This is a genomic window from Streptomyces sp. NBC_01268 (assembly GCF_036240795.1).
Taxonomy (GTDB): domain Bacteria; phylum Actinomycetota; class Actinomycetes; order Streptomycetales; family Streptomycetaceae; genus Streptomyces.
Genome location: NZ_CP108454.1, coordinates 8,201,493 through 8,222,956 on the forward strand (window position 1 = coordinate 8,201,493; position 21,464 = coordinate 8,222,956).

Annotated in this window: 16 protein-coding genes; 5 read left to right on the forward strand and 11 right to left on the reverse strand. The window is 72.2% G+C overall.

The window, feature by feature from the left end:
- Nucleotides 1-151: 151 nt before the first annotated feature.
- A complete protein-coding gene (locus tag OG309_RS36600; RefSeq protein ID WP_329427713.1) occupies nt 152-1,042 on the reverse strand; it encodes a squalene/phytoene synthase family protein in 891 nt (296 codons plus the stop codon).
- A 373-nt stretch (nt 1,043-1,415) separates the two neighbouring features.
- On the opposite strand from OG309_RS36600, the gene OG309_RS36605 reads away from it, so the two are divergent.
- Nucleotides 1,416-2,714, forward strand: coding sequence for a phytase (locus OG309_RS36605; protein ID WP_329427715.1), 1,299 nt, complete (start codon nt 1,416-1,418; stop codon nt 2,712-2,714).
- 380 nt (nt 2,715-3,094) lie between these two features.
- On the opposite strand, the gene xdhC is transcribed toward OG309_RS36605, so the two are convergent.
- The 3 genes from xdhC to OG309_RS36620 are packed head-to-tail and all read right to left on the reverse strand — an operon-like array spanning nt 3,095 to nt 7,798.
- Nucleotides 3,095-3,898 carry a xanthine dehydrogenase accessory protein XdhC gene (gene xdhC, locus OG309_RS36610; RefSeq protein ID WP_329427717.1) on the reverse strand — a complete coding sequence of 268 codons (804 nt, stop codon included), beginning with the start codon at nt 3,896-3,898 and terminating at the stop codon, nt 3,095-3,097.
- 1 nt (nt 3,899) lies between these two features.
- Nucleotides 3,900-6,308 carry a xanthine dehydrogenase molybdopterin binding subunit gene (gene xdhB / locus OG309_RS36615; RefSeq protein WP_329427719.1) on the reverse strand — a complete coding sequence of 803 codons (2,409 nt, stop codon included), beginning with the start codon at nt 6,306-6,308 and terminating at the stop codon, nt 3,900-3,902.
- A complete protein-coding gene (locus tag OG309_RS36620; protein WP_329427721.1) occupies nt 6,305-7,798 on the reverse strand; it encodes a xanthine dehydrogenase small subunit in 1,494 nt (497 codons plus the stop codon). The genes xdhB and OG309_RS36620 overlap by 4 nt, the downstream gene beginning before the upstream one ends.
- 923 nt (nt 7,799-8,721) lie before the next feature.
- On the opposite strand from OG309_RS36620, the gene OG309_RS36625 reads away from it, so the two are divergent.
- Nucleotides 8,722-8,994, forward strand: a complete 273-nt coding sequence (locus OG309_RS36625) for a hypothetical protein (protein ID WP_329427723.1) — start codon at nt 8,722-8,724, stop codon at nt 8,992-8,994.
- Nucleotides 8,995-9,238: 244 nt separating this feature from the next.
- On the opposite strand, the gene OG309_RS36630 is transcribed toward OG309_RS36625, so the two are convergent.
- From OG309_RS36630 to OG309_RS36645, 4 genes are all read right to left on the reverse strand, one after another.
- Complete coding sequence (locus OG309_RS36630) at nt 9,239-10,459, reverse strand: metallophosphoesterase (protein ID WP_329427725.1); 1,221 nt, start codon at nt 10,457-10,459, stop codon at nt 9,239-9,241.
- A gap of 214 nt (nt 10,460-10,673) precedes the next feature.
- The gene (locus OG309_RS36635; RefSeq protein WP_329428733.1) at nt 10,674-11,879 is read right to left on the reverse strand and encodes a vWA domain-containing protein; all 1,206 of its coding nucleotides are present in this window, start codon (nt 11,877-11,879) and stop codon (nt 10,674-10,676) included.
- Nucleotides 11,880-12,022: 143 nt separating this feature from the next.
- On the reverse strand, nt 12,023-13,288 hold the full coding sequence (locus tag OG309_RS36640) for a MoxR family ATPase (RefSeq protein ID WP_329427727.1): 1,266 nt from the start codon (nt 13,286-13,288) through the stop codon (nt 12,023-12,025).
- A 253-nt stretch (nt 13,289-13,541) separates the two neighbouring features.
- Nucleotides 13,542-15,044 carry a hypothetical protein gene (locus OG309_RS36645; protein WP_329427728.1) on the reverse strand — a complete coding sequence of 501 codons (1,503 nt, stop codon included), beginning with the start codon at nt 15,042-15,044 and terminating at the stop codon, nt 13,542-13,544.
- Nucleotides 15,045-15,385: 341 nt separating this feature from the next.
- Here OG309_RS36645 and OG309_RS36650 point away from each other — a divergent pair, with 341 nt between their 5' ends.
- Entirely contained in the window at nt 15,386-16,603 is a 1,218-nt protein-coding gene (locus tag OG309_RS36650; protein WP_329427730.1) for a phospholipase D-like domain-containing protein, read from the forward strand.
- Here OG309_RS36650 and OG309_RS36655 read toward each other — a convergent pair.
- On the reverse strand, nt 16,594-17,517 hold the full coding sequence (locus OG309_RS36655; protein ID WP_329427732.1) for a YihY/virulence factor BrkB family protein: 924 nt from the start codon (nt 17,515-17,517) through the stop codon (nt 16,594-16,596). The two genes, OG309_RS36650 and OG309_RS36655, sit on opposite strands and share 10 nt — an antisense overlap.
- A 134-nt stretch (nt 17,518-17,651) precedes the next feature.
- On the opposite strand from OG309_RS36655, the gene OG309_RS36660 reads away from it, so the two are divergent.
- Nucleotides 17,652-17,891 carry a hypothetical protein gene (locus OG309_RS36660; RefSeq protein WP_329427733.1) on the forward strand — a complete coding sequence of 80 codons (240 nt, stop codon included), beginning with the start codon at nt 17,652-17,654 and terminating at the stop codon, nt 17,889-17,891.
- 109 nt (nt 17,892-18,000) lie between these two features.
- Here the strand turns inward: OG309_RS36660 and OG309_RS36665 are convergent, their stop codons facing one another.
- Complete coding sequence (locus OG309_RS36665; RefSeq protein WP_329427735.1) at nt 18,001-19,434, reverse strand: MFS transporter; 1,434 nt, start codon at nt 19,432-19,434, stop codon at nt 18,001-18,003.
- The gene (locus tag OG309_RS36670; RefSeq protein WP_329428734.1) at nt 19,431-19,793 is read right to left on the reverse strand and encodes a MarR family winged helix-turn-helix transcriptional regulator; all 363 of its coding nucleotides are present in this window, start codon (nt 19,791-19,793) and stop codon (nt 19,431-19,433) included. Before OG309_RS36670 ends, OG309_RS36665 begins: the two co-directional genes overlap by 4 nt.
- A gap of 233 nt (nt 19,794-20,026) precedes the next feature.
- On the opposite strand from OG309_RS36670, the gene OG309_RS36675 reads away from it, so the two are divergent.
- On the forward strand, nt 20,027-21,391 hold the full coding sequence (locus tag OG309_RS36675; protein ID WP_329427737.1) for a glycosyl hydrolase family 28-related protein: 1,365 nt from the start codon (nt 20,027-20,029) through the stop codon (nt 21,389-21,391).
- The last annotated feature ends 73 nt before the right edge of the window (nt 21,392-21,464 follow it).

Sequence of the window (21,464 nt, forward strand, 5' to 3'; positions counted from 1 at the left end):
CCGGTCTCCGGCAGCAGCGGAGCTGTCCGTTCCCCCTGGGCATTCGTCGGTTCACGCCGGCGCACCCTGGCCGACCCGTGCCCTGAACCGCAGCAGAAGACACTGCCCAGGCCACGGCCCTGATCGGCTCACGCGACCCATCGGACACGACCTAGCCCCGAACCCGCCTTGCCAGCTGTCCGAGCAGCAAAAGCACGGCGGCCGGTGCCGAAGGGCCCGAGGTGCGGGTCGCCAGGGAGGCGCCTGCGCGGCGTACGGCGTCGAGGCGGAGGCGTTGGACGCCGACCAGAGCGCGGACGAAGGGGCGGTACGGCGGGGCCACCAGGGTCGGGAGCGGGGTGGCGGCCGTGAGGTCGGCGGCGGCACGGTCGGCCTGCTCCTCGACGAGCCGGCCGAGTGCCGGGCCGGGCAGGGTGAGGTCCGCGCCGTGGCGGGCCACGGCGTCGACGGGGACGCCGTGGCGGCCCGCGGGCACGTCCTCCGACAGGTCCTCCAGGAAGTCGATGCGCTGCATGGCGCGGATGAGCAGGTGGCAGCGTTCGATGAACGACGTCTGGGTGGAGGCGTCCTCGGGCGCGAGGAGGCCGGCCGTGAGCATCAGCGCGGGCAGTGAGTACTCCCGCACGTACTGGCCCAGTTCCTCGTCGTCGGCGATGGTCCGCCACGTGACCTCGCGCTCGCAGCCCCGCAGGAACCCGTCGACGTGGGCGCGCACGTCCGGGTGGCACTCGGACGTGCGCGCCAGGCAACGCAGGACGGGCAGGGCGGAGTCGCCTTCCGCGAGGGCCTTGCGTACGAGGCCGTTCCACTCGGCGAGCGCGGCCGCGCGTTCGTCCGGCGTGCCGCGGTCGATCCGGTCGTCGGTGTCGTGCATGAACGCGACGGCCGCCACGACGTGCGGCAGCAACGCGGTGGGAAGCAGGAGCCGTGCCGCCGCGTACTCGGCCGCCGCGAACCGCCGTACCGCCCGCCGCTGCTCGGTGTAGTCCCGCCGCAGCCGCGGTTCCCGCACCCCGGCCCGGTCGAGGGCCCGCTTCCACATGCCGGTCTCCCGTCGTCGGCTGTGAGCCTACGGCTCTCGGAGCGGAAACCCCCAGGTGCCCCGACCATTCGCCTTGTCCGATCGGCAGGCCAAGCGCCGGCGGGGGGCCAGGACGGATCCGCGTCACGGACCACGCGGCAGCCAACGGCGTGAAGTGTGCGGGGACGAAGGGAGCAGGGGCGTGGCCGCATCGAGCGGCCCTGCCGGGCGCGCTCGATGCTGGAGCCCGCCGGCACCGATAGGGGTGGCCCGGTCTTCGCCCAGCGGGTTTCGCAAGCTGTTCAACCGCCGTCCACCGTTCAGCCGTGGACATGACAGGGGTATCAGTAAATGTCTTCCTTATAAGAGCAAATTCCTCACACAAGGAAGAACTATGACGATACGTCTGGCAGCTCGTGCCTCCGCTCGTGCCTCCGCGCTCGTTCTCTGCATGACGCTGGCAAACTCGTTCGCCCTCCCGGCGCAGGCCTCCGGGATCGACAGCGTTCGGCCGAAGGCCGAGACCGCGCCGTTGTTCGACGACGAGGCCGGCGGCAACGCCAACGCCGACGACCCGGCGATCTGGCGCAACGCCGCCGCCCCGGGCCGTAGCCTGGTGATCGCGACCGCCAAGCAGGGTGGCCTGCGGGTCTACGACCTGGACGCGCGCCAGGTGCAGTCGATCCCCGCCCCGGTCGGGCCCGGCGCCGACGACAAGCCCGGTCGCTTCAACAACGTCGACCTGGTGCAGGGGCTGCGCCTGAGGGGCGTGCGCGCGGACGTCGCGGTGGTCAGCGACCGCGGCAACGACCGGCTGCGGATCTACCGCATCGACCGCGACAAGCCCGGTGGCCCGCTCACGGACGTCACCGACCCGGGAGTGCGGCCCGTGTTCTCCGCCGACCAGGCCGAGATCAACGAGCAGCAGACCGCGTACGGCCTGGCCACCTGGACCGACCGCGCCACCGGCCGCTCCTATGCCCTGGTCAGCCAGCGCAACCGCACCCGGATCGCCCTGCTGGAGCTGATCTCCACCCCGGCCGGCACGGTCGACTACCGACAGGTCCGCACGCTCGACCTGCCTTCCTCCTTCCGCCTGCCCAACGGCACCACCTGGACGCCCTGCGCCGAGCCGGGTGAGCTGCCGCAGGTCGAGGGCATGGTCGTCGACCCGGCGGACGGCACGCTGTACGCGGGGCAGGAGGACGTCGGCATCTGGCGCGTCGACGCAGGCCTCACCGGCACGCCGCTCCTGGTCGACGAGGTCCGCGAGTACGGCGTACCGGGCACGTACGACGAGGAGACCGAGGAGTGCACGCCCGGCGTCGACCCCGGCTTCGGCGGCACGCACCTCAGCGCCGACGTCGAGGGTCTGACGCTCGTGTCCGAGCCGGACGGCGACGGCTACCTCCTCGCCTCCAGCCAGGGCGACGACACCTTCGTCGCGTACGACCGCGAGCGTGACGAGGACAACGAGTACGAGGGCGGTTTCCGCATCGCCGCGGCCTCCGCCACCCTCGACGGCTCCGAGGTCTGCGACGGCGCTGCCGCGCTCAACGCTCCGCTCGGCACGCGCTACCCCCACGGCCTCCTCGTCGTCCAGGACGGCCAGGAGACCCCCGGCAACGGCGACCGCGAAGCCACCGGCTTCAAGTTCGTCGACCTCGGCGAAGTCGTCGACACCATCGACTGATTCACGAACGCCGCAGGCGCACGGTGACGACACCGTGCGCCTGTGATCGGCGCAGGGCCGATTCCGGTGCCGGTGCCTGGCCGGGTGAGGAGGGCGTGGACCGGACGGCGGGGGACGGAGACTTGGGCATCGTCGGAGGTGGCGGTGTGGGACCGGCCGACGAAGGCGGATCGCCGGTCGGCAACGCCGCTGGAACTTCGCAAGGCGACCCGCTGGCCCCGTTCACGACCGGACCGGCGTCCGAGCCTCCGGCCCCTCCATGGGTGTCGCCAACTCCCCAGGTCAACCGGGGGCGCACTGGACGGTCTGGGACGCCCCGCGCGGAGAGAGTGGCGCCCATGAACACGCCCCGCACCGGCCCACCTCTCCCCACCCGCCCCTCAGCCGCCCTCGAACGTGCGCAGCAGATCGGCCGCGACGCCGACCGCGATCGTCGCGGGCTCCTTGCCGGTGATGTCCGGCAGGCCGATCGGGCACTTGATACCGTCGATGACGGCGTCGTCATGACCGCCCTCGGTGGCGAGGCGCTTCCGGAACCGTGACCACTTGGCCGCCGACCCGATCAGTCCGATGGAGCCGAGGTGGCTCGTACGCAGGGCGGCGTCGCACAGGGCGGCGTCCTCGGCGTGGTCGTGGGTCATGATCAGGACGTGGGTGCCGGGTGGCAACGCCTCCAGGACCTCCTCGGGCAGCAGCGGCGTGTGGTGCACCCGTACCTGCGCCACGGCGTCCGCGAGCACGGAGAGCCGCTGCGGGGTGAGGGTGTCGGCCCGGCTGTCGATCAGGTGGAGGTCCAGGTCGTGGCGGGCCAGGATCCTGGCCAGTTCGAGCCCCACGTGCCCGACCCCGAAGATCGCGACCGCCCGCACCACCGGGAGGGGTTCGAGCAGCACCGACACCGTGCCGCCACAGCACTGCACCCCGTGCCGGTTGTTCACCTTGTCGTTGAGGGCGAAGTCGATGAGCTCCGGTTCCGGCGCGGTCGCGGCGATCATCTCCCGGGCCCGGTCCGTCGAGACGGCTTCCACGTTGCCGCCGCCGATCGAGCCCCAGGTCTCGGTCTCTCCGACCACCAGCTTCGCGCCGGCGTTGCGCGGGGCGTGGCCGCGCACGGACGCGACGGTCACGAGCACGCCGGCTTCCCGGCGTGCCCGCAACCGCGCGACCGCGGCGAACCACGTCATGTCAGGCACCGCTGAGGGCTTCCGCGCCGGCCCTCGTACCGTGTTCGGCACCGGATTCGGCACCGTCCCCGGTACCGTGCGCCGCGCCGCGCCGAGCGGTCTGGAGCGCCCAGTACACCGCCTCCGGAGTCGCGGGCGAGGCCAGCTCGACGCCGATCTCGGCCGGCCCGAACGCCGCCGCGGCCTGCCGCAGAGCCTCCCGGACGGAGAAGGCCAGCATCAGCGGGGGCTCGCCCACCGCCTTGGAGCCGTAGACCGCGCCTTCCTCCGCCGCGTTCCGCAACAGCGTGACGTGGAACTTCTCGGGCATCTCGGAGAAGCTCGGCAGCTTGTACGTACTCGCCGCCTGGGTGAGCAGACGCCCACGGTTCGGCCCGTCGCCGGTGTCCCAGCGCAGGTCCTCCAGCGTGAGCCAGCCCGCGCCCTGGACGAACCCGCCCTCGATCTGGCCGATGTCGATCAACGGGGAGAGGCTGTCGCCGACGTCGTGCACGATGTCCACCCGCCGGATCCGGTACGCCCCGGTGAAACCGTCCACCTCGACCTCGGCCGCGGCGGCGCCGTGGGCGAAGTACTTGAACGGGGAACCCTGGAACGACTTCGCGTCCCAGTGCAGCCCCTCGGTGCGGTAGAAGCCGGCCGCAGACAGCTGGACCCGCTGGAGGTACGCCGTCCGCACCAGCTCGTCCCAGCCGAGCTCCGTGTCGCCGCCCAGGCCGCGCGCGACGCCCTCGACGATGCGGACGTCCGCGGCGTTCGTGCCGAGCCGGGTCGCGGCCACCCGCAGCAGCCGCTCGCGCAACTGCTCGCAGGCGTTCTTCACGGCGGCGCCGTTGAGGTCGGTTCCCGCGCTGGCAGCGGTCGCGGAGGTGTTGGGCACCTTGTCGGTACGCGTGGGCGCGAGGCGGACCTTGTGCAGCGGGATGCCGAGCGTGGTGGCCGCCACCTGGAGCATCTTGGTGTGCAGGCCCTGGCCCATCTCGGTGCCGCCGTGGTTGATCAGGACGGAGCCGTCCTTGTAGATCAGCACCAGCGCGCCGCCCTGGTTGAACGCGGTGAGGTTGAAGGAGATGCCGAACTTGAGGGCGGTGAGCGCGAGGGCCCGCTTCGTGTGCGGGTGCGCGGCGTTGAACGCGGCGATCTCCCGCTGCCGCTCCGCGATGCCGCCGTTCTCCTTGACCTGCTCCCAGACGGCGGCGATGCGTTCCGGCTGGACGACCGGCTGCCCGTACGGCGTGCACTGGCCCGGCCGGTAGAAGTTGCGCTCCCGCAGCTCCGTCGGGTCCAGGCCGAGGTGTGGCGCGCACCGGCCCATGATGTCCTCGATCACCAGCATGCCCTGGGGTCCGCCGAAGCCACGGAAGGCCGTGTTGGAGACCTTGTTGGTCCGGGCGATCCGGCCCGTGACGCGGGCGTTCGGGAGCCAGTACGTGTTGTCGATGTGGCACAGGGCGCGGGCCACCACCGGTTCGGACAGGTCCAGGCTCCAGCCGCCGTCGGCGGTGAGCGTCGCGTCGAGGGCCTGGATGTGACCCTCGGCGTCGAAGCCGATCCTCCAGGAGGCGTGGAAGCCGTGCCGCTTGCCCGACATCGTCAGGTCCTGGGTGCGGTTGAGCCGGACCCGGACGGGCCGGCCGGTCAGGCGGGCGCCGAGCGCGGCGACCGCCGCGAAGCCGTGCGGCTGCATCTCCTTCCCGCCGAAGCCGCCGCCCATCCGCAGGCACTGGACGGTCACCTCGTGACTGTGCAGGCCGAGGACGTGGGCGACGATCTCCTGTGTCTCGGAGGGGTGTTGGGTGCTGCTCTGGACGAAGACCTGGCCGGCCTCGTCGATGTGGGCGAGCGCCGCGTGGGTCTCCAGGTAGAAGTGCTCCTGGTCGGAGAACCGCAGCTCGCCGGTGAACACGTGCGCCGAGTCGGCGAATCCGGCGTCCACGTCGCCGGTCTCCATCACGGGCCGGGCACCGTGGAAGCTCTCCGCCGCGATCGCCTCCTCCAGGCTGATCACGGAAGGCCGTTCGTCGAGTTCCACCTCGACGGCCGCGGCGCCGAGCCGTGCGGCCTCCAGCGTCTCGCCCAGCACCCAGGCGACCGCGTGCCCGTGGAACATGACCTCGTCGGGGAAGAGGGGCTCGTCGTGCTTCATCCCGGCGTCGTTGACGCCGGGCACGTCGGCACCGGTCAGCACGCGCACCACTCCGGGGACGGCGAGCGCGGGCTCGGTGCGCAGCGCGGTGATCAGGCCGTGTGCCGTCAGGACCTGCACCGGGTACGCGTGCAGGACGTCCTTGGTGCGGTGGATCAGATCGTCGGTGTAGAGCGCGGTGCCGGTGACGTGCTGGCGCGCACTCTCGTGCGGCATCGACAGGCCGACGACGGGCTGGTCGGGGCGTTCGGACAACTGGCTCATGCGGGCACCGCCTCGGTGGTTCGCGCGTACAGCTTGAGGAGGCTCTGGCCGAGCATCGCGGAGCGGTAGGCGGCACTGGCCCGGTGGTCGTCCATCGGTGTGCCCTCTTCCCGCAGCACCGGTGCGACGGCCTCGACGGTCTCCGCGGTCCAGCGCCGGCCCTCTAGGGCCGCCTCGGTGGCCAGGGCACGGATCGGGGTGGCGGCGACGCCGCCCAGCCCGATCCGTGCCTTGCGTACGACCCCGTCCGCGATGTCGAGCGCGAAGGCGGCCGCCACGCTGGAGATGTCGTCGAATCGACGTTTGGCGATCTTGTGGAAGGCGGTGACCGGTGCCAGCGGCAGCGGTACGCGGACGGCACGGATGAGCTCGTCGGGGCGGCGCACGCTCTGCCGGTAGCCGGTGAAGTACTCGGCGAGGGGCACCTCGCGCTCCGCGTCGGCGTCGGCGAGCACCAGGGAGGCGTCGAGCGCGAGCAGTACCGGCGCGCTGTCACCGATGGGGGAGCCGGTGCCGAGGTTGCCGCCGAAGGTGGCCCCGTTGCGGATGAGGCGAGAGGCGAACTGCGGGAACAGCTCGGCGAGCAGCGGCACCCGGCCGTCCAGACGCCGCTCGATCTCGGTGAGGGTCAGCGCCGCCCCGATCTCCAGGACGTCGGAGCCGACGCGCAGCTCGCGCAGCTCGGGAAGGCGGTCGACGGCGACCACGCAACCGGCGCGCCGGGAGCGGATGTTCACCTCCACACCCCAGTCCGTCGATCCGGCGACCACCACCGCGTCGGGCCGCTCGCGCAGCAACCGCAGCGTCTCGGTGAGGCTCTCCTTGCGGACGAACAAGCCGTCGCCTTGGGCGTAGGAGGTGGCCACCGGCGCGGGCGGTGCCTGCTCGCGGCGCAGTGCGAGGGGATCCCCGTCCGTGGGCGCGCCGACGGCGAACGCGGCGTCGCGGATCGGCCGGTAGCCCGTGCAGCGGCACAGGTTGCCGCTCAGCGCGTGCAGGTCGAAACCGTTCGGGCCGTGCTCGGCGTCATACGCGCTCTCGGTGCCGGTGCCGGTGCCGGAGTCGGAGTCGGCGTCGGAGTCGGCGCGGCGGTCGGGCCGGTAGTACTCGGCGGCCATGCTGCAGACGAACCCCGGGGTGCAGTAGCCGCACTGGGATCCGCCGCGGACCGCCATCTCCTCCTGCACGGGGTGCAGGGTGGGCGGGGTGCCGGGGGCCCCGGGAGTGGCGAGGCCTTCGGAGGTGACGACCTCCTGGCCGTCGAGGGCCGCGACCGGAACCAGGCAGGCGTTGACCGCCACCCAGTCGGTGGGCTTGTTCACGCCGGGTCGGGCCACCAGCACCGAACAGGCACCGCATTCGCCCTCGGCACAGCCCTCCTTGGTGCCGGTCAGGCCGCGCTCTCGCAGGAAGTCCAGCACCGTGGTGTGAGGCGGGGCCGGTGCGAGGGGCGCCTCTTCGCCGTTGACAGTGATGTGCGCCGCTACCATGCCGGGCCCCCGATGAGGAGCGCGACGCGTCGATGGATCATGTTCGCCAATGTCGGGCAGCTTTCTGTGCTCGGACGCGCCACGGGTCGGAAACGGGCGCGGAAGGGCACGCGGCCAGGGCGTGCCGGGAGAAGGAAAGGGGTGAAGGCGACAACCCGAGGCGGCCCCGGGCAAAGGCGCGGTGAACGGCGCCGTCAGCAGCCGTGGGCGATACGCCCGTGGACCCAGGCCGTGGTGTGGGCGAGGCGATTGAGGTCGGAGCAGGTGTTCATCCGTCGGTCGCCTCCTCGCGGTCGCCATGGGTCGATGATGACCGCAAGTTAACGGCCGGCGATCACAGCGTCAAGAGCGATCCGGACCGTCCGCCGTGCCGTACACGGCTCTCAGGGAGGGCGTCGCCGCCCGGATGGATGAAGCGACGTGGAGGCGGGAGCGGGCGCGTCGCCCGGTCGAGCACCAGCTCCACGCGACCTTCGGTACGGCCCTGAGGCCAGGGGCGCAGGGTCCACGGCGCGGTCACCTAGGACCTGTCCGGTCGATCATGTGGCGACGCCGTGCCGTCCACTGGCTGGCCGATCAAGTGAGTGGCCGCTTCACAGGCAGGGTAGAGTCGGCGCCTCTGTAACCCTCACCAAACGGTCTATCCGCCTCTGCCGCATGATCGGCCGGACAAGTCCTAGGTGAGCTCCAGGGATTACGGATCCCCTGGGGCGCGGAATTCCACCCTCGCTCGGCCATTCGTGTAGAGCTGGACACCTGCGATCTGACCTGCCGTGGGGCCGGATCAGACAGTGGCGCTACCTGCTCTGCACCCGGACAGGCGTCAACCGTCGTGGAAGTCGAAGCCCCGCCCGCCGAGCCTCTCGACACGAGCCGTCCAGCCGGGGCCGTTTGTCCCGGCGGTCACGGGTAAGGCGGGGTCCATGAGAGGCATCGACTCCGTCATAAGAACCGTGGCCCACGTGTTCGCGGGCATCCTTGTCGCCTGGATACTCCTGGACCTGCTCGACGCCAACAGGGGCAACACCGTCGTGGGGTGGTTCCATTCAGCCGCCGACTGGCTCGCCGGCTGGTCGATCGGGCTCTTCGACGTCGCCGGACACACCCTCCAGGTGCTGCTTGACTACGGCATCCCCGCGGTCGTCTATGTCGCCGTCGCGAACCTCATCGCCAGCAAAGCGTTCGCCCGGGCCTAGAAACGCCTGGAGACCTAGAAACACCGCCGAACCGGCCCCCTCCGCCGTACGCCTGGCGTGATCGCCGATGGACAAGGGCGCGCGGGAAGCCGATGGACAAGGGCGTGGGAATCCGCGCTCTGCACCCTTACCCGCCGCCGACGCCGACGCGCGCGACGGCGGGATCGGCCCGTCAGGCTCGTGGAGTACCGGCCGCTGCCCCGTCCGCCCGCCGTCGGGGCCTGAAGCCCCTGGACGGGACTCGTCAGGAAGAGGCGGGCTGCTGCGGGGAGCGGAGGACGAGCAAGGTGATCTCGCTCGGGGCGAAGACGCGGAACGGCGGGCCCCAGAACCCGGTGCCGCGGCTGGTGTAGAGGAGAGTGCGAGCGCCGTGGTGGCTGAGGCCGGCGACGGTGGGCTGGTCGATGCGGACCAGGTAGTGGAAGGGCCAGATCTGGCCGCCGTGGGTGTGGCCGGAGAGCTGGAGGTCGATGCCGTGCTCGGCCGCCCGGTCGACGAACTTGGGCTGGTGGGCGAGGAGGAGGACGGGCAGGCCGGGGTCGGCGCCCTGGAGGGCCCCGGCGAGGTGGGCACGGTGGCCTTCCAGTCCGGAGGACTCGGCCGTGACGTCGTCGACGCCCGCGACCACGAGGGTGTCACCGCCGCGTTCGAGCAGCAGGTGACGATTGCGCAGCGGCTCCCAGCCCAGCTCGTCCATCAGGTCGACCCAGCCCTGAGCCTCGCTGTAGTACTCGTGGTTCCCGGTGACGTAGACACGGGCGCGCGTCGCCTTCACCGTGCCGAGCGGGGCCGCCTGGGCACGACGGCGTCCGGCCGTGCCGTCCGCGATGTCGCCGGTGTGGCAGACGAGATCGGCTTCCAGGGTGTTCACCGTCTCGCAGACCCGTTCCGACCACCGGGCGCGGTCGAGCGGACCGTAATGGGTGTCGGTGATCAGAGCGACACGTGTGCCGTCCAGCCCGGCCCCCAGGCGCGGGAGCGTCACGTCGAGGCGCCGCACGCGGGGCACGCGTCGGGCCTCGACGTACCCCCAGGCGAGCAGGACGGCCGTCACACCGAGGACGGCCCAGGTGACGACGCGCGCCCGGTCCTGTCCGTCACCGACACCGACCACGGCCAGGGTGAGCCGCAGCAGGACGCCGAGCAGCACGGACCAGGTGAACAGGACCCAGACACCGCCCAGCAGCGTGGCACCGACGATCGCCGCCCGGTCCTGCTGGCGACGGCCGTGGCCACGCATCATCGCGAGCGGCATCCCGATCAGGCCCAGGACGAACAGCGCGGTGCCGCTCAGTGCCACGGGAACCGGCCAGCGCTGACCGGTGTGGAGGAGAACCCAGCACGGTACGGCCCACAGCAGGAGGGGGGCGACCAAGGGGATGTAGCGCATCAGGCGCTGCAGGGGGCTCCGAGACGCCCCTGGCGCCTCACCCGCGGCGGATTCGGTGTTGCCGGTCTCGGTCATGCGTCCCCTCCGGAGGCTCTGTCCGGCGGATCCCGAGGAGCGGAGCCGGGTGTCGGCCGCGGTACAGCCGTCGTCCCGGCCATCCGCCAGTGGCCTCACATGAAACCGCCGTCGCCCTGCTTCCGCTCCGGCCTCCCTTGCCGGAAACTCTTGCACCGCCCATTGTCCGCCTTCGCGGCCCTGACCCCGTCGACCGGCCCCGCCGCCCTCCTCGCTACCCGACGGGGACGACACGTGCCCAGACGGGCGGAGCATCAGGCGTGTAGTCCGGGTCGTCCTCTTTCGCGGAGCCGGACGCACGCGGGAAGAGACCGACGACCGTGCGGCAAGGCGGCTGCGCGGAGGGCCACGGCGTCTGCCCGTCCGTCAGGGCGACGATCACGTCCGGGCGGGGCTGGGAACGCAAGGCCCGGGCGAAGCCCGACCGCAGGTCGGTGCCGCCGCCACCGATGAGTTCGAGGTTCTCGGCGCGGCATAGCGGAACGGCGACCCCCGCGGCCGCGTCGCAGGAGATCACCGAGACGAGATCCCTCCGTCCGCCCACCGCCCGCGAGATCGCCGCCACCTCCAGCAGCGCGCTGCCCAGCTCCGCGTCGCTCACCGACCCGGAGGTGTCGATCACGACGCAGACCCGGGGTGGCATGCGTCGCAGGCTCGGCAGCACGACGCCGGGCACGCCGGCCGAGCGCCGTGACGGGCGACGGTAGCTGTGGTCCTCGCCGACCCCCGGAGCGCCCGCGGCCGCGCGGACCGCCGCGCCGAGCAACTGCCGCCACGGCTGCGGGGGGTGGAACGCCTCGTCCGCCCACCGCCGCCACCCGTCCGGAGCTTCACCAGGCCGGCCGGTGATCGCCTCGGCCACCCGGAAGCGCACCGCGTCCCGCTGCTGCCGGCTCAAGCCGTTGGACCCTTCGGGCCCCAGCTCCCAGGGCCGCACGTGCCCGTCCGCACCGCTGCCGCAGTCCAACCAGGCCAACCGCGGGGTGCGGCTCGCCATCGAGAACCTCCGCAGGTACTCCTCCATCAGCAGCCCGTCCGGCAGGCCCAGCATCGACGGCCGTACCGCCCCCGCCGGCATCGGAAGGCCGTCACCGTAGATGTCGTCGTTGATCTCGAAGTCCGCCGCGATGTTCTGCCGCAACCGCTGCCCGGCCCCGCTCTCCCCCTGCTCCCGTGCGTACCGCACGCTCCGCTCGTGATGATCCCGCAGCAGGTGGGAGACCTCGTGCACCCATACGCCGGCCAGTTCCTCCAGCGGGGTGCGCGCCACGAACGACGGCGAGACGTAGCAGCGCCAGTGCGCGTCGACCGCCATGGTCGGCACCGACCGGTCCTCCACCACGTGCAGCGCGAAGAGGGCACTGGCGAGGTACGGGCGCACCGCGACCGCGTGCAGCCGGGCGGCCAGCAGCTTCTCCAGGTCCAGAGGCGCGACCGGCCCCGGCGGCGGACCGGGGACGGTCGCCCGCACCGGACGCGGCGGCGGAGGCGGCGCCATCGGGCGCGGCAGCGGGCGCGCCGACGGGGCCACCGGGCGCGGCTCCGGCTGCCTCATGGACCCGGTCATGCGCGCCCACCCGCGGCGCGGCCGGACGCCGCGACCCGGGACACCGAATCCTCAGCCCGCCGGTGGAGGCCCACCACGGACGAGAGGCGTTCCACCGCCTCGGGTACCTCCCAGCCCTCGCGCCGCAACGAGGCCAGCGCCTTCGCCGGCCCGACCAGCAGATCCGGCGCCCCCGTCTCCAGCGCCCTCACGAGCACGGCCCATCCCGCCTCCCAGCGCTCCTGCTCCGGGCGCGCCCCGACAGCGGCCACCACCGCCTCCAGCGTGGCCTGGCGCAGGTCACCGCGCTCGGGGAGCATGGCGGCGGCGGGGTCGGCCAGCAGCACCTCGGGGTCGGGCAGCTCCATCCGGTCGATGTGGGCGAGCAGTTCGAGGCCGGGACCGTCCCCGACCGCACCCCGGACCAGCAGCGCCAGCACATCCCGGGAGACGGCCGCGGCCGTGCCGAAGGCGAGCAGCGTCATCGCCGCCTCCCAGCTGCGGGGCGACGGCCAGGCACCGCCTCGCCGGGTCTCGGTGGTCGGCAGCCGGTGGATCAGCGTCGGCCGGGCACCGAGGAAGCCGCACACCGCCCGACGCGCGAACGCCACCGCGTCCGCCAGCCCCGCCTCTTCCAGACGCGGCAGCTCCGCCCTCGGCCACACCCCGCCGAGACCACGCACCACCACATCCACGTCGTGCACCCAGTACAGGTGCACGAACCGGTTCGCCAGCGGCGGGCTCAACTCCCAGCCATCCGCGGCCGACGCACGCGGATTGGCCGCAGCCACGATCCGCACCCCGGGCGGCAGCTGCAGCGCGCCTACCCTCCGCTCCAGGACCACGCGCAGCAGCGCCGCCTGGACGGCCGGGGTGGCGGTCGACAGCTCGTCCAGGAAGAGCAGCCCGCGCCCGGCCCGCACCAGCTCCACGGCCCACTGCGGCGGGGCCATGGGCACCCCGTTCGCTGCCGGGTCCTCGCCCACGATGGGCAGCCCGGAGAAGTCCGTCGGCTCGTGGACGCTCGCGATCACCGTGGTCAACGGCAGGTCGAGGGAGGCGGCCAGCTGCGTCAGCGCGGCGGTCTTGCCGATGCCGGGCTCGCCCCAGAGGAGCACGGGAAGATCCGCCGCGACGGAGAGCGTCAGCGCCTCCAGCTGCTCGTCGCGGCGGGGCTCGGTGGCCGTCGTCCGCAGGAGGCTCAGGAGGTCGTCGGCAAGGCCGAGCTGGGGCCGGCCGTCCGCCGCGGGCACGGGGACGGAGGGGAGGGTGCTGGACGTCATGGGCATCACCTGGGTGGAGTCGTGGACGGGGGACCCGTCGCGGGTGAGGGCGGGTACAGCGCGCAGGGCGCCGTACCCGCAGGAGATTCGGCGGTACGTCGGGCATCCGTTGCCGGCCGGACGGGCCGCCGGGGCTGTTCGGGGGCCGGGTCGGCTCCCCCGCGGCGAGCCTGGTAGGGGCGGTCGATGGGGGAGTGGCCGTCGGGCGTGAGTGGTCGGTCGAACCGCGGCTCGGGAGGATCCCCGCAGGCCGTCAGCTGCGCAGTCCGGTCCGCGGCCGGGTGCGGCTGTCACGTTTGCGGCGCAACTCCCACGGCAGATGACGGTCGAGGCGTGGCCGGAAGCCGTCGTCGCCTTCCGCGTCCGCGGCAGGGTGCACCGGAACGAGCCCCGAGCGGAACAGTCCGTGCTCCAGACGACCGGCAACCGCCGCGTCCAGGGCCTCCCGCAGGGGCCCCGCGCGCAGCACGGCGCCGGGACCGAGCAAGCCCTCGACCACGGCCAACGCCCCGTGCACGTCACCGTGACCGAGCCGCTCGCGCACCGCGGGCACCGCCTCCGGGCTGCGGTGCACCGCGTCGATCGCCCGCAGGCAGGGCAGCACCGGACCGCCCAGCGCCCTGAGCAAATCCTCACGGGCCAGCTGGGCAGGGTCGTGGTCGATCGCCGCCAGCACCCCGTCCCGCAGTGCGATCCGGTGTACCTCGCCCCTGCACTCGACCCGGTGCGGGTCCGAAGCCCCGTGGTCCAGACCGGCGTTCGAGCCAGGGGATAGTTGCGCGTGCCGGCCGATGTCCAGCCCCGGACCCCACCGCGGACCGGCCGCAGCCGGCCCGGAGGGTGGCGGCGACGTGCCCGAAGGGCCGACGAGGCTCGACGTCGACAGTGCCGCCCCTACCAGCGGATGAAGCCGCTCCCTACGGAACAGCCCGGCCTGCACAAGCTCCAGGTCCGGAAGTACACGTACGGCGGCCTCCGGGAGCACGGGAAGCGCCGCGATCAGCTGCGGCGACCACGCCTCCCGTACCTGCCGGAGCACGGGGGCATGACTGTCGTCGGGAGCGACGAGTTCGAGAACCGCGCGGCTGCGCGCTCCCAGCCGTACGGTCAGGGCGCCCCGCGGGAGGCCCTCGGCCCGCAACAACAGCTCGGCCTCCGCCGCCCATCGTTCCGGGGGCTCAAGAAGGTCGTGGCCGCCGGGCTCGTACGGCCGGTCCGCACCGCACCGCCGCCCCAGTTCGGCGCTGCGGGTGACGTCCCAGAGATGGCGGTGCAGATCGAGACGGAAACGCCGGTCGGGGTGAGGGTGCGGATGGTGCCTGGGCACGTCCTCCCGAGACTCCTCCCAGAGCGCCAGGGACATCCGCTGCCCCGCGTCGGCCCACGCCGGCGGCGTCCGCACGACGAGGTGCGCCGCCGGGGTGCCCAGGCTTCCGTACCGGGCCAACGACAAGGTGAGGCCCGGCCGCAGACGCCCGTCGGGGGCGATCCGGGGCATGTGCCACCGCAGCAGGTCCGGCGCCAGCCGACGCAGATCGGCGCGGAGACGAGCAGCGAGGTCGGTGCCGTGGCGGACGCGCACGGCGCGCAGATCGAGATCGACGTCGACCCGTGCGGCAGCACAGGCCCCGGCCCAGTCACCGGCCAGCCGGCGGGCGGTCGCGGTTTCGATCATGGACGGTGGAACGGCGTACTCGCGTACGCGTCGCCACATCGACAGGCGGGCGGAAATCGGCTCCGCGAAGTGAGATGCCATCAGCACTCACCTTGCGCGGACGATTCCCCCCATCCGAAAGAGGGGAAGTTCTTCATCGCCCGCAGCATAGACACCTCCCGGATGATCTGTCAGCCGCATATCGGCGGGGCCGCCCTCCCTCCCTCCTGGTGGGACGGACGCTGCGACTGGCGGGCGGTCACGGTGCGGCCCGGTACGGCAGCTTCGGCAGCAGGCGACGCTGCATGGTCTCGGTCCGGACGGCAGCCGAGGCGCGTGGACCCACGGGTGGGGTGCGGTTCACCGGGCTCCGGAACCGACGCCGGAGGGGACGCCGTCGGATATGGTCCTGGGCGCCGACGAACCGACCGAGGAGGACTGGCATGTCTGACAGAGAGCCACAGCTCGGCGGCGCGACGACCGCGAACGCCGACGGCGGCCCCGCGGACGAGCGGATCCACCGCATACGCCGGCGTCTGGAACGCCTCATCGGCGTCGCCGCGACCGAGGGCAACGCGGTACGTCCCCTGCGCAACGGGGACCAGATCTTCGCCGCGATGCTGGACGCGATCGGCAGTGCCCGTCACACCGTCGACATGATGACCTTCGTCTACTGGCGGGGCGAGATCGCGCGGCGTTTCGCCGAGGCCCTGTCCGACCGGGCGCGTGCGGGGGTGCGGGTGCGGCTGCTGCTGGACGGCTTCGGCAGCCGTCTGATCGAGCGGGACCTGCTGGACGGGATGAGCGAGGCCGGAGTCGAGGTCGCCTGGTTCCGCAAGCCCCTCTACCTCTCGCCGCTCAAGCAGAACCACCGCTGCCACCGCAAGGTCCTCGTCGTCGACGAGCGGACCGCCTTCACCGGAGGCGTCGGGATCGCCGAGGAGTGGTGCGGCGACGCGCGCAACCCCGACGAGTGGCGGGACACCCACGTCGAGGTCCAGGGCCCCGCCGTGGACGGCATCGCGGCCGCCTTCGCCCAGAACTGGGCCGAATGCCATGCGGAACTCTTCGACGACCGCGACCGGTTCGTGAGCCACCTCCCGGCCGGGAACGCCATCGTCCAGGTGGTCCGCGGCTCCGCCAGTTTCGGCTGGCAGGACATGCAGACCCTGATGCGCGTCGTCCTCGAATCGGCCGAGGAACGGGTCCGGCTGGCCACCGCCTACTTCGCCCCCGACGACTACTTCATCGACCTGCTCTGCGCCACGGCCCGCCGCGGCGTGGAAGTCGAGATCCTGCTGCCGGGCCCCCACACGGACAAGCGGGTGTGTCAGCTGGCGGGTCAGCACCGCTACGAGGAGCTGACCGCCTGCGGGGTGCGCATCCACCAGTACCAGCCGACCATGATGCACGCGAAGGTCATCACCATGGACGGCGTCGTGTCCCTGATCGGCTCCACGAACTTCAACCGCCGCTCCCTCGACCACGACGAGGAGGTCATGCTCGCCGTCATGGACGTCGAGCTCACCGCCACCCTCGACGCGCACTACGACGAGGACCTGAAGGTCAGCGAACTCATCCGCCCGGACCGCTGGAAGCGGCGGTCGCTTCTGCAGCGGGCCCGGGAGACGGCGGTGCTCCCCATCCGCCGTTACCTGTAGGAGGAGACGGTCCCGGCTTCGGCCGGGGCCTCGTCGGTTCGTTCTCCCGGCCGGGCGCGCACCGCGTTGAACTGCGCGCCGGCGAGCAGGGCCAGGTTGCCGAACCACAGCCACACGAGGAAGACGACGATCCCGGCCAGCGAACCGTAGAGGCGGCTGTAGGTCCCGAACTGCGTGTACAGGGTGAAGATCCCCGAAGCGCCGAGCCACAGGAGGGCCGCCAGGAGCCCACCCGCAGACCCCCGGCGAAGACCGCGGCCCTGCACCGGGCCCGTCCGGTAGAGGATCAGGATCAGTGCGGTGACGATCACCAGGAGTACCGGCCACCGCAGAAAGGCCATGGCGTCCGTGCCCGGGTAACCGGCGGCCGCGGCGAGCCGGCGGGCCACGGGGCCGGTCGCCACGAGGCTCGCGGCGCCCGCGACGAGCAGGGCCAGCAGCACGCCGGCGGTGAGGACGAGGACGTGAGCCGAGCGCAGCGGCGGCCGCGTGTCGGGCAGGCGGTGCATCGTGTGCAGGGCACGTCGGAAGACCGCCAGATAGCTGGAGGCCGACCACAGGGCGCTCAGGACGCCGCTGACGAGCAGCGGCCACAGGGAGGAGGGTGCCGAGGTGAGGCCCTCCAGGGCCTCCCGGAGCACCTGGGCCGACTCGGGAGGGGCGTACGAGGTGAGGTCGCGGATCAGGCGCCCCCGGGTGTCGGTCCCGGCCAGTCCCACCAGGGAGACCGAGACGAGCAGGGCGGGCACGAGCGCCAGCACCGCGTAGTACGTGAGGGCTGCGGCGAAGTCGGCGATGTTGTCGTCCCAGAGACGCACGGCCGTCTTCCGCAGGTTCGAGCGGGTGCGCCTCATCAGCTCGACGGACCGGTTCCCCTGAGTGCTCCGGTGCGTGCGGAGAGTGTTCGATGTCACGGTGGACTCCTGCCCTGCGTCACCGCTCTCACCCTTCGTACGCGGTGGTGAGTGCCGTCGACGGAGGAGTGAGGACGGCGACAGGGGGCAGCCGCGGAATCGAACCCCTGTCCCTTCGAACGAGGGAGACCCTGATGCAGGGCACACACGAGCCGGAGCTTCCCGACCCCGTTCCCGCGACGCAGGACCCCGTCACGCCGGACCTGCCCGCACGGGGGCCGGAGGCACCGGGCATCCGGATCGCCGCCAGGGAGCACCCACGGACCGGCGACGCCGACGAGGGGGACGAGCCGAAGAAGCATGCCGGGGGACGGGACGAGGACCGCCCGGCCGCCGGCCCGGGCACACCGGCGCCCCAGGAACAGCCCGGCTAGGACGCCCTTCCGGCACCTCCTGCGGCCATCCCCGGCAATACGTCGCTCGACGGTCTACGACTGGCCAGGGAACGGGGCAACCTCCAGTGTCGGGGTGAGCGCATCTGACTCACGGGTTGGTCTCGGACGAGCGTCGGCGGGCGAGAGCGAGGCTTGTCAGCGTCGTGATCGCCATGGCGCCGACGCCGATCAGTGCCGCGGCGGTGTAGGCGCTGTCGTCGGGGAAGAGGCGGCCGGGGCCGGTGCCCGCGGCGAGGATCAGGCCGCCGATGGCGCTGCCCAGGGAGTACCCGACGCTGCGGACCACGTAGTTGAAGCTCATGGCGCTCGATGTCTCGCTCTTGGGCGTGACGGCCAGGATGACGCCGGGCATCGCGGCGGAGAAGCCGCCGACGCCGAAGCCGAGCACGCCCATCGCTGCGAACAGGTCGGCCGGGTTCGACCGGGCCGCCGCGAACAGGGCGAAGCCGGCGCCGACCACGACGGCGCTGCCGGCCAGGAGCAGGGGGTCGGTGATGCGCGTCCGGACCCGCGGCGTGAGCTTGCCGGCGACGAACCCGAGGACCGAGAACGGGATGAGGACCAGCCCGGCGACGAAGGTGGTCAGCCCGAAGCCGTAGCCGGTGCTGTGCGGCGTCTGCGCGTACCGGGTGATGAGGGTGAGCAGGAGGTACATGCCGATCCCGCCGACGAACATGGCGAGGTTCGCCCCGGCGACCGCCGGGTGCCGCAGCGCCCGCACGTCGACCAGGGGCGTCGTGCTGCGCAGCTCGACGACGGCCCAGACGCAGAGCAGCGCCACGGTGACGACGGCGAGGCCCGCCGCCACGGCGAGGTGCCGGCTCCACAGATTCCGTTCGCCGGCGAGGAACAGCACAAGGAGCAGCGCGGCGGCCAGGAGGACCGCACCTGCCACGTCCACGTGGGCGGAGCGGCCTTCGGGGGCCTGGGGCATGGAGCGCCACGCGGTCAGGAGGGCGGCGGCGGTGACGACCAGGCCGAGGCCGTAGGCGGCCCGTACTCCGCCGAGCTCGGCCAGCAGTGCGGCCAACGGGTAGCCGACACCGGCTCCGATGATCGAGACCACCGAGATCAGGGCGATCACAGCCGCGCCGCGCTCCTCGGGGAGGTGGTCCCGGGCCACGCCCATCATCAGCGCCGTCAGCCCGAGCCCGACGCCCTGGGCGGCCCTGCCGGCCAGCAGCCACGCGAACGGCAGCGGCAGTACGGTGAGCGCGCTGCCCGCGACGACGACCGCCAGCGTGGCGAGGATCGTGGTCCGCCGGTGCGGGCCGGCTCCGAGCCGGCCCAGGACCGGTGTGGCGACGGCGCCGCTGAGCAGCGCGATGGTCAGCGTCCACTGCGCGCTGCCGAGCGTGACGTGGAACGAGGTCGCCACACTGGTGATCAGCGGCGTCCCGAGGCTGGCGACCGCGGCCACGACCAGAGCGATGAACATCAGGGCGGGTACCAGCAGCCGCGCCTCGGAACGCGCTACCGGGGGCGCCTTCACCGTGCCCCCGCCCACCGGCTGCCCGGTCACTGCTTCGGCCCTTCGCGGCCCTGACTTTCGAGCTCTGCCAGATGGTTCAGCGCCGGAAGGGCCGCCACCAGCGTCTCGATCTCGTCGCCGGTGAGCTCGCCGATCAACCGCTCGAACGCGTGGACGCCAGCCTGGCGCCGCGTCCGGACGTAGGAGGCGCCGGCCTCGGTCAAGTACACCAACGTGACCCGCTTGTCGGAGGCGTCGCCCCGCCGCTCGACCAGGCCGGACTCTTCCATCACCCGGACCAGGGCGGTCATCGCGGGCTGGGTGACGCCCTCGACCGCGGCCAGATCGGTGATGCGCCGCGGGCCGGTCCGGTCCAGGGTGGCCAGGGTGGCGGCGGACGTCAGGCTCATGTCCCGGGGCAGACGTCTCGTGGCCCTGGTGGCCAGGCTGTAGAGGGCTGCCCCGATGGCGGCGGACGGGCCAGGAGTGGCGTCTTGACGACTCATGCCCGAAGCATAGCAATTTTATATTCATAATTTATGTAAATGAGGACCCGGCTCCCCGTACGTGGCCGGGACCTCTCGTCAGCGGCCGACGGGATGGCAAGATCATCTGTGTTGTCCGTCAATTCAAGGGGGAGACCATGACCGAACAGCCGAAGACAGCCCGCCGTGCGTTGCTCACGGGAGCGGTGGCCGGGCTCGCGGGGACCGCGCTGATATCCGGCGGTGGTACGGCCGCCGCGGCGACCACGGTGGCGGGAACGCCGGATTGGTTCGACGTCAAGGGCCACGGCGCGGTCGGGGACGGTTCCGCGGACGACACCGCTGCCGTCCAGCGCGCGCTCGACGCGGCGGCCGCGGCCGGCGGGGGCACCGTGTACTTCCCCGTCGGGAAGTACCTGGTCAAGCCCACAGGCGGGACCCCTGCTCTGGCCGTGAAGGGCGACGGCATCCGTCTGGCCGGCGCCGGGGCGAAGGCATCCATGCTCATCAAGGGGGGCGACGGCATCCTGCTGCGGATGTCCGGCACGGGAGCCGCCTACTCCACCGGGTCCACCCACCGCCGCTACTGCTCCGTGGAGAACCTCGGCTTCAACGGCAACGGCAAGACCGGTCTGCTGCTGGAGCTCTACTACAACAACAACTCCTACTTCCGCGACGTGTTCATGACCTCGAACAAGGACATGTGCATCGACGCCGTGGAGTTCTGGGACTCCCGCTTCTACAACCTGGTCATCGAGGAATGCACGGGTACCGCCGCCAGCTCGACCCAGCCCAACATCTGGCTGCGCAATGCCTCCTCCGCCACCGAAGGCGCCTGGGGTCACAGCAAGGACAACATCAACCAGATCCACTTCATCGGCTGCCGCCTGGAGGCATTCGGCACGGGCGCGCTGTGGGTCGGCCAGGGGGCCGTCACCACCAACAACCCCAACGGCGTCTACATCACCGACTGCAAGTTCGAGACCTCCCGCATGCAGGGCGGCCCGCACCTGAAGACCGACGCGGGCTGCAGACACGTCTACGCCACCAACATCTACTGCTACGCCGGTGACTTCGCGGCCGGCACCCCGGCCACCGCACGGAACATCATCAGCTGGGCGGCGAGTTCCAGCGCGCTGGAGAACGTGGTCATCGCCAACCGGGACAAGGCCACCGTCAACGCGGGCGTCGCGCTCTACTCGGGTCCGGGCTCCACCGCCGTGCTACGCAACGTCGTCGGGATGTACGCCACCGCGCCCACCGGCACGCACATCTACTACGAGCAGTCCTCGACCGGCGACTTCCGGGTGGAGAACAGCTACGGCACCCTCGGCGCCCAGGCGACCGGAACGATTCCCGTCAAGAACGCGCCGAACCCGCCCCTGCGGCTGGTCCCCGGCCCGGTGACCGACGCATCGTTCACCCGTCAGCCTCTGGACGGCACCATGGCCGTGGACTCCGCGAACAAGAGGCTCTACGTACGGGTCGGGGGTCAGTGGCTCTGGTCGGCGCTCAACGCGTAACCCATGACGCGCCCCGGCGGCGCTCACCTGCACCCCCAGACGCGCCGCACCCCGGACGCCCGGTGGATCGCGG

What these genes read in the sequence shown, in the direction of transcription:
- OG309_RS36600 (WP_329427713.1), bottom strand. Translation starts at nt 1,042, where the DNA reads ATGTGGAAGCGGGCCCTCGACCGGGCCGGGGTGCGGGAACCGCGGCTG.
- OG309_RS36605 (WP_329427715.1), top strand. Translation starts at nt 1,416, where the DNA reads ATGACGATACGTCTGGCAGCTCGTGCCTCCGCTCGTGCCTCCGCGCTC.
- xdhC (WP_329427717.1), bottom strand. Translation starts at nt 3,898, where the DNA reads ATGACGTGGTTCGCCGCGGTCGCGCGGTTGCGGGCACGCCGGGAAGCC.
- xdhB (WP_329427719.1), bottom strand. Translation starts at nt 6,308, where the DNA reads ATGAGCCAGTTGTCCGAACGCCCCGACCAGCCCGTCGTCGGCCTGTCG.
- OG309_RS36620 (WP_329427721.1), bottom strand. Translation starts at nt 7,798, where the DNA reads ATGGTAGCGGCGCACATCACTGTCAACGGCGAAGAGGCGCCCCTCGCA.
- OG309_RS36625 (WP_329427723.1), top strand. Translation starts at nt 8,722, where the DNA reads ATGAGAGGCATCGACTCCGTCATAAGAACCGTGGCCCACGTGTTCGCG.
- OG309_RS36630 (WP_329427725.1), bottom strand. Translation starts at nt 10,459, where the DNA reads ATGACCGAGACCGGCAACACCGAATCCGCCGCGGGTGAGGCGCCAGGG.
- OG309_RS36640 (WP_329427727.1), bottom strand. Translation starts at nt 13,288, where the DNA reads ATGACGTCCAGCACCCTCCCCTCCGTCCCCGTGCCCGCGGCGGACGGC.
- OG309_RS36645 (WP_329427728.1), bottom strand. Translation starts at nt 15,044, where the DNA reads ATGGCATCTCACTTCGCGGAGCCGATTTCCGCCCGCCTGTCGATGTGG.
- OG309_RS36650 (WP_329427730.1), top strand. Translation starts at nt 15,386, where the DNA reads ATGTCTGACAGAGAGCCACAGCTCGGCGGCGCGACGACCGCGAACGCC.
- OG309_RS36660 (WP_329427733.1), top strand. Translation starts at nt 17,652, where the DNA reads ATGCAGGGCACACACGAGCCGGAGCTTCCCGACCCCGTTCCCGCGACG.
- OG309_RS36670 (WP_329428734.1), bottom strand. Translation starts at nt 19,793, where the DNA reads ATGAGCCTGACGTCCGCCGCCACCCTGGCCACCCTGGACCGGACCGGC.
- OG309_RS36675 (WP_329427737.1), top strand. Translation starts at nt 20,027, where the DNA reads ATGACCGAACAGCCGAAGACAGCCCGCCGTGCGTTGCTCACGGGAGCG.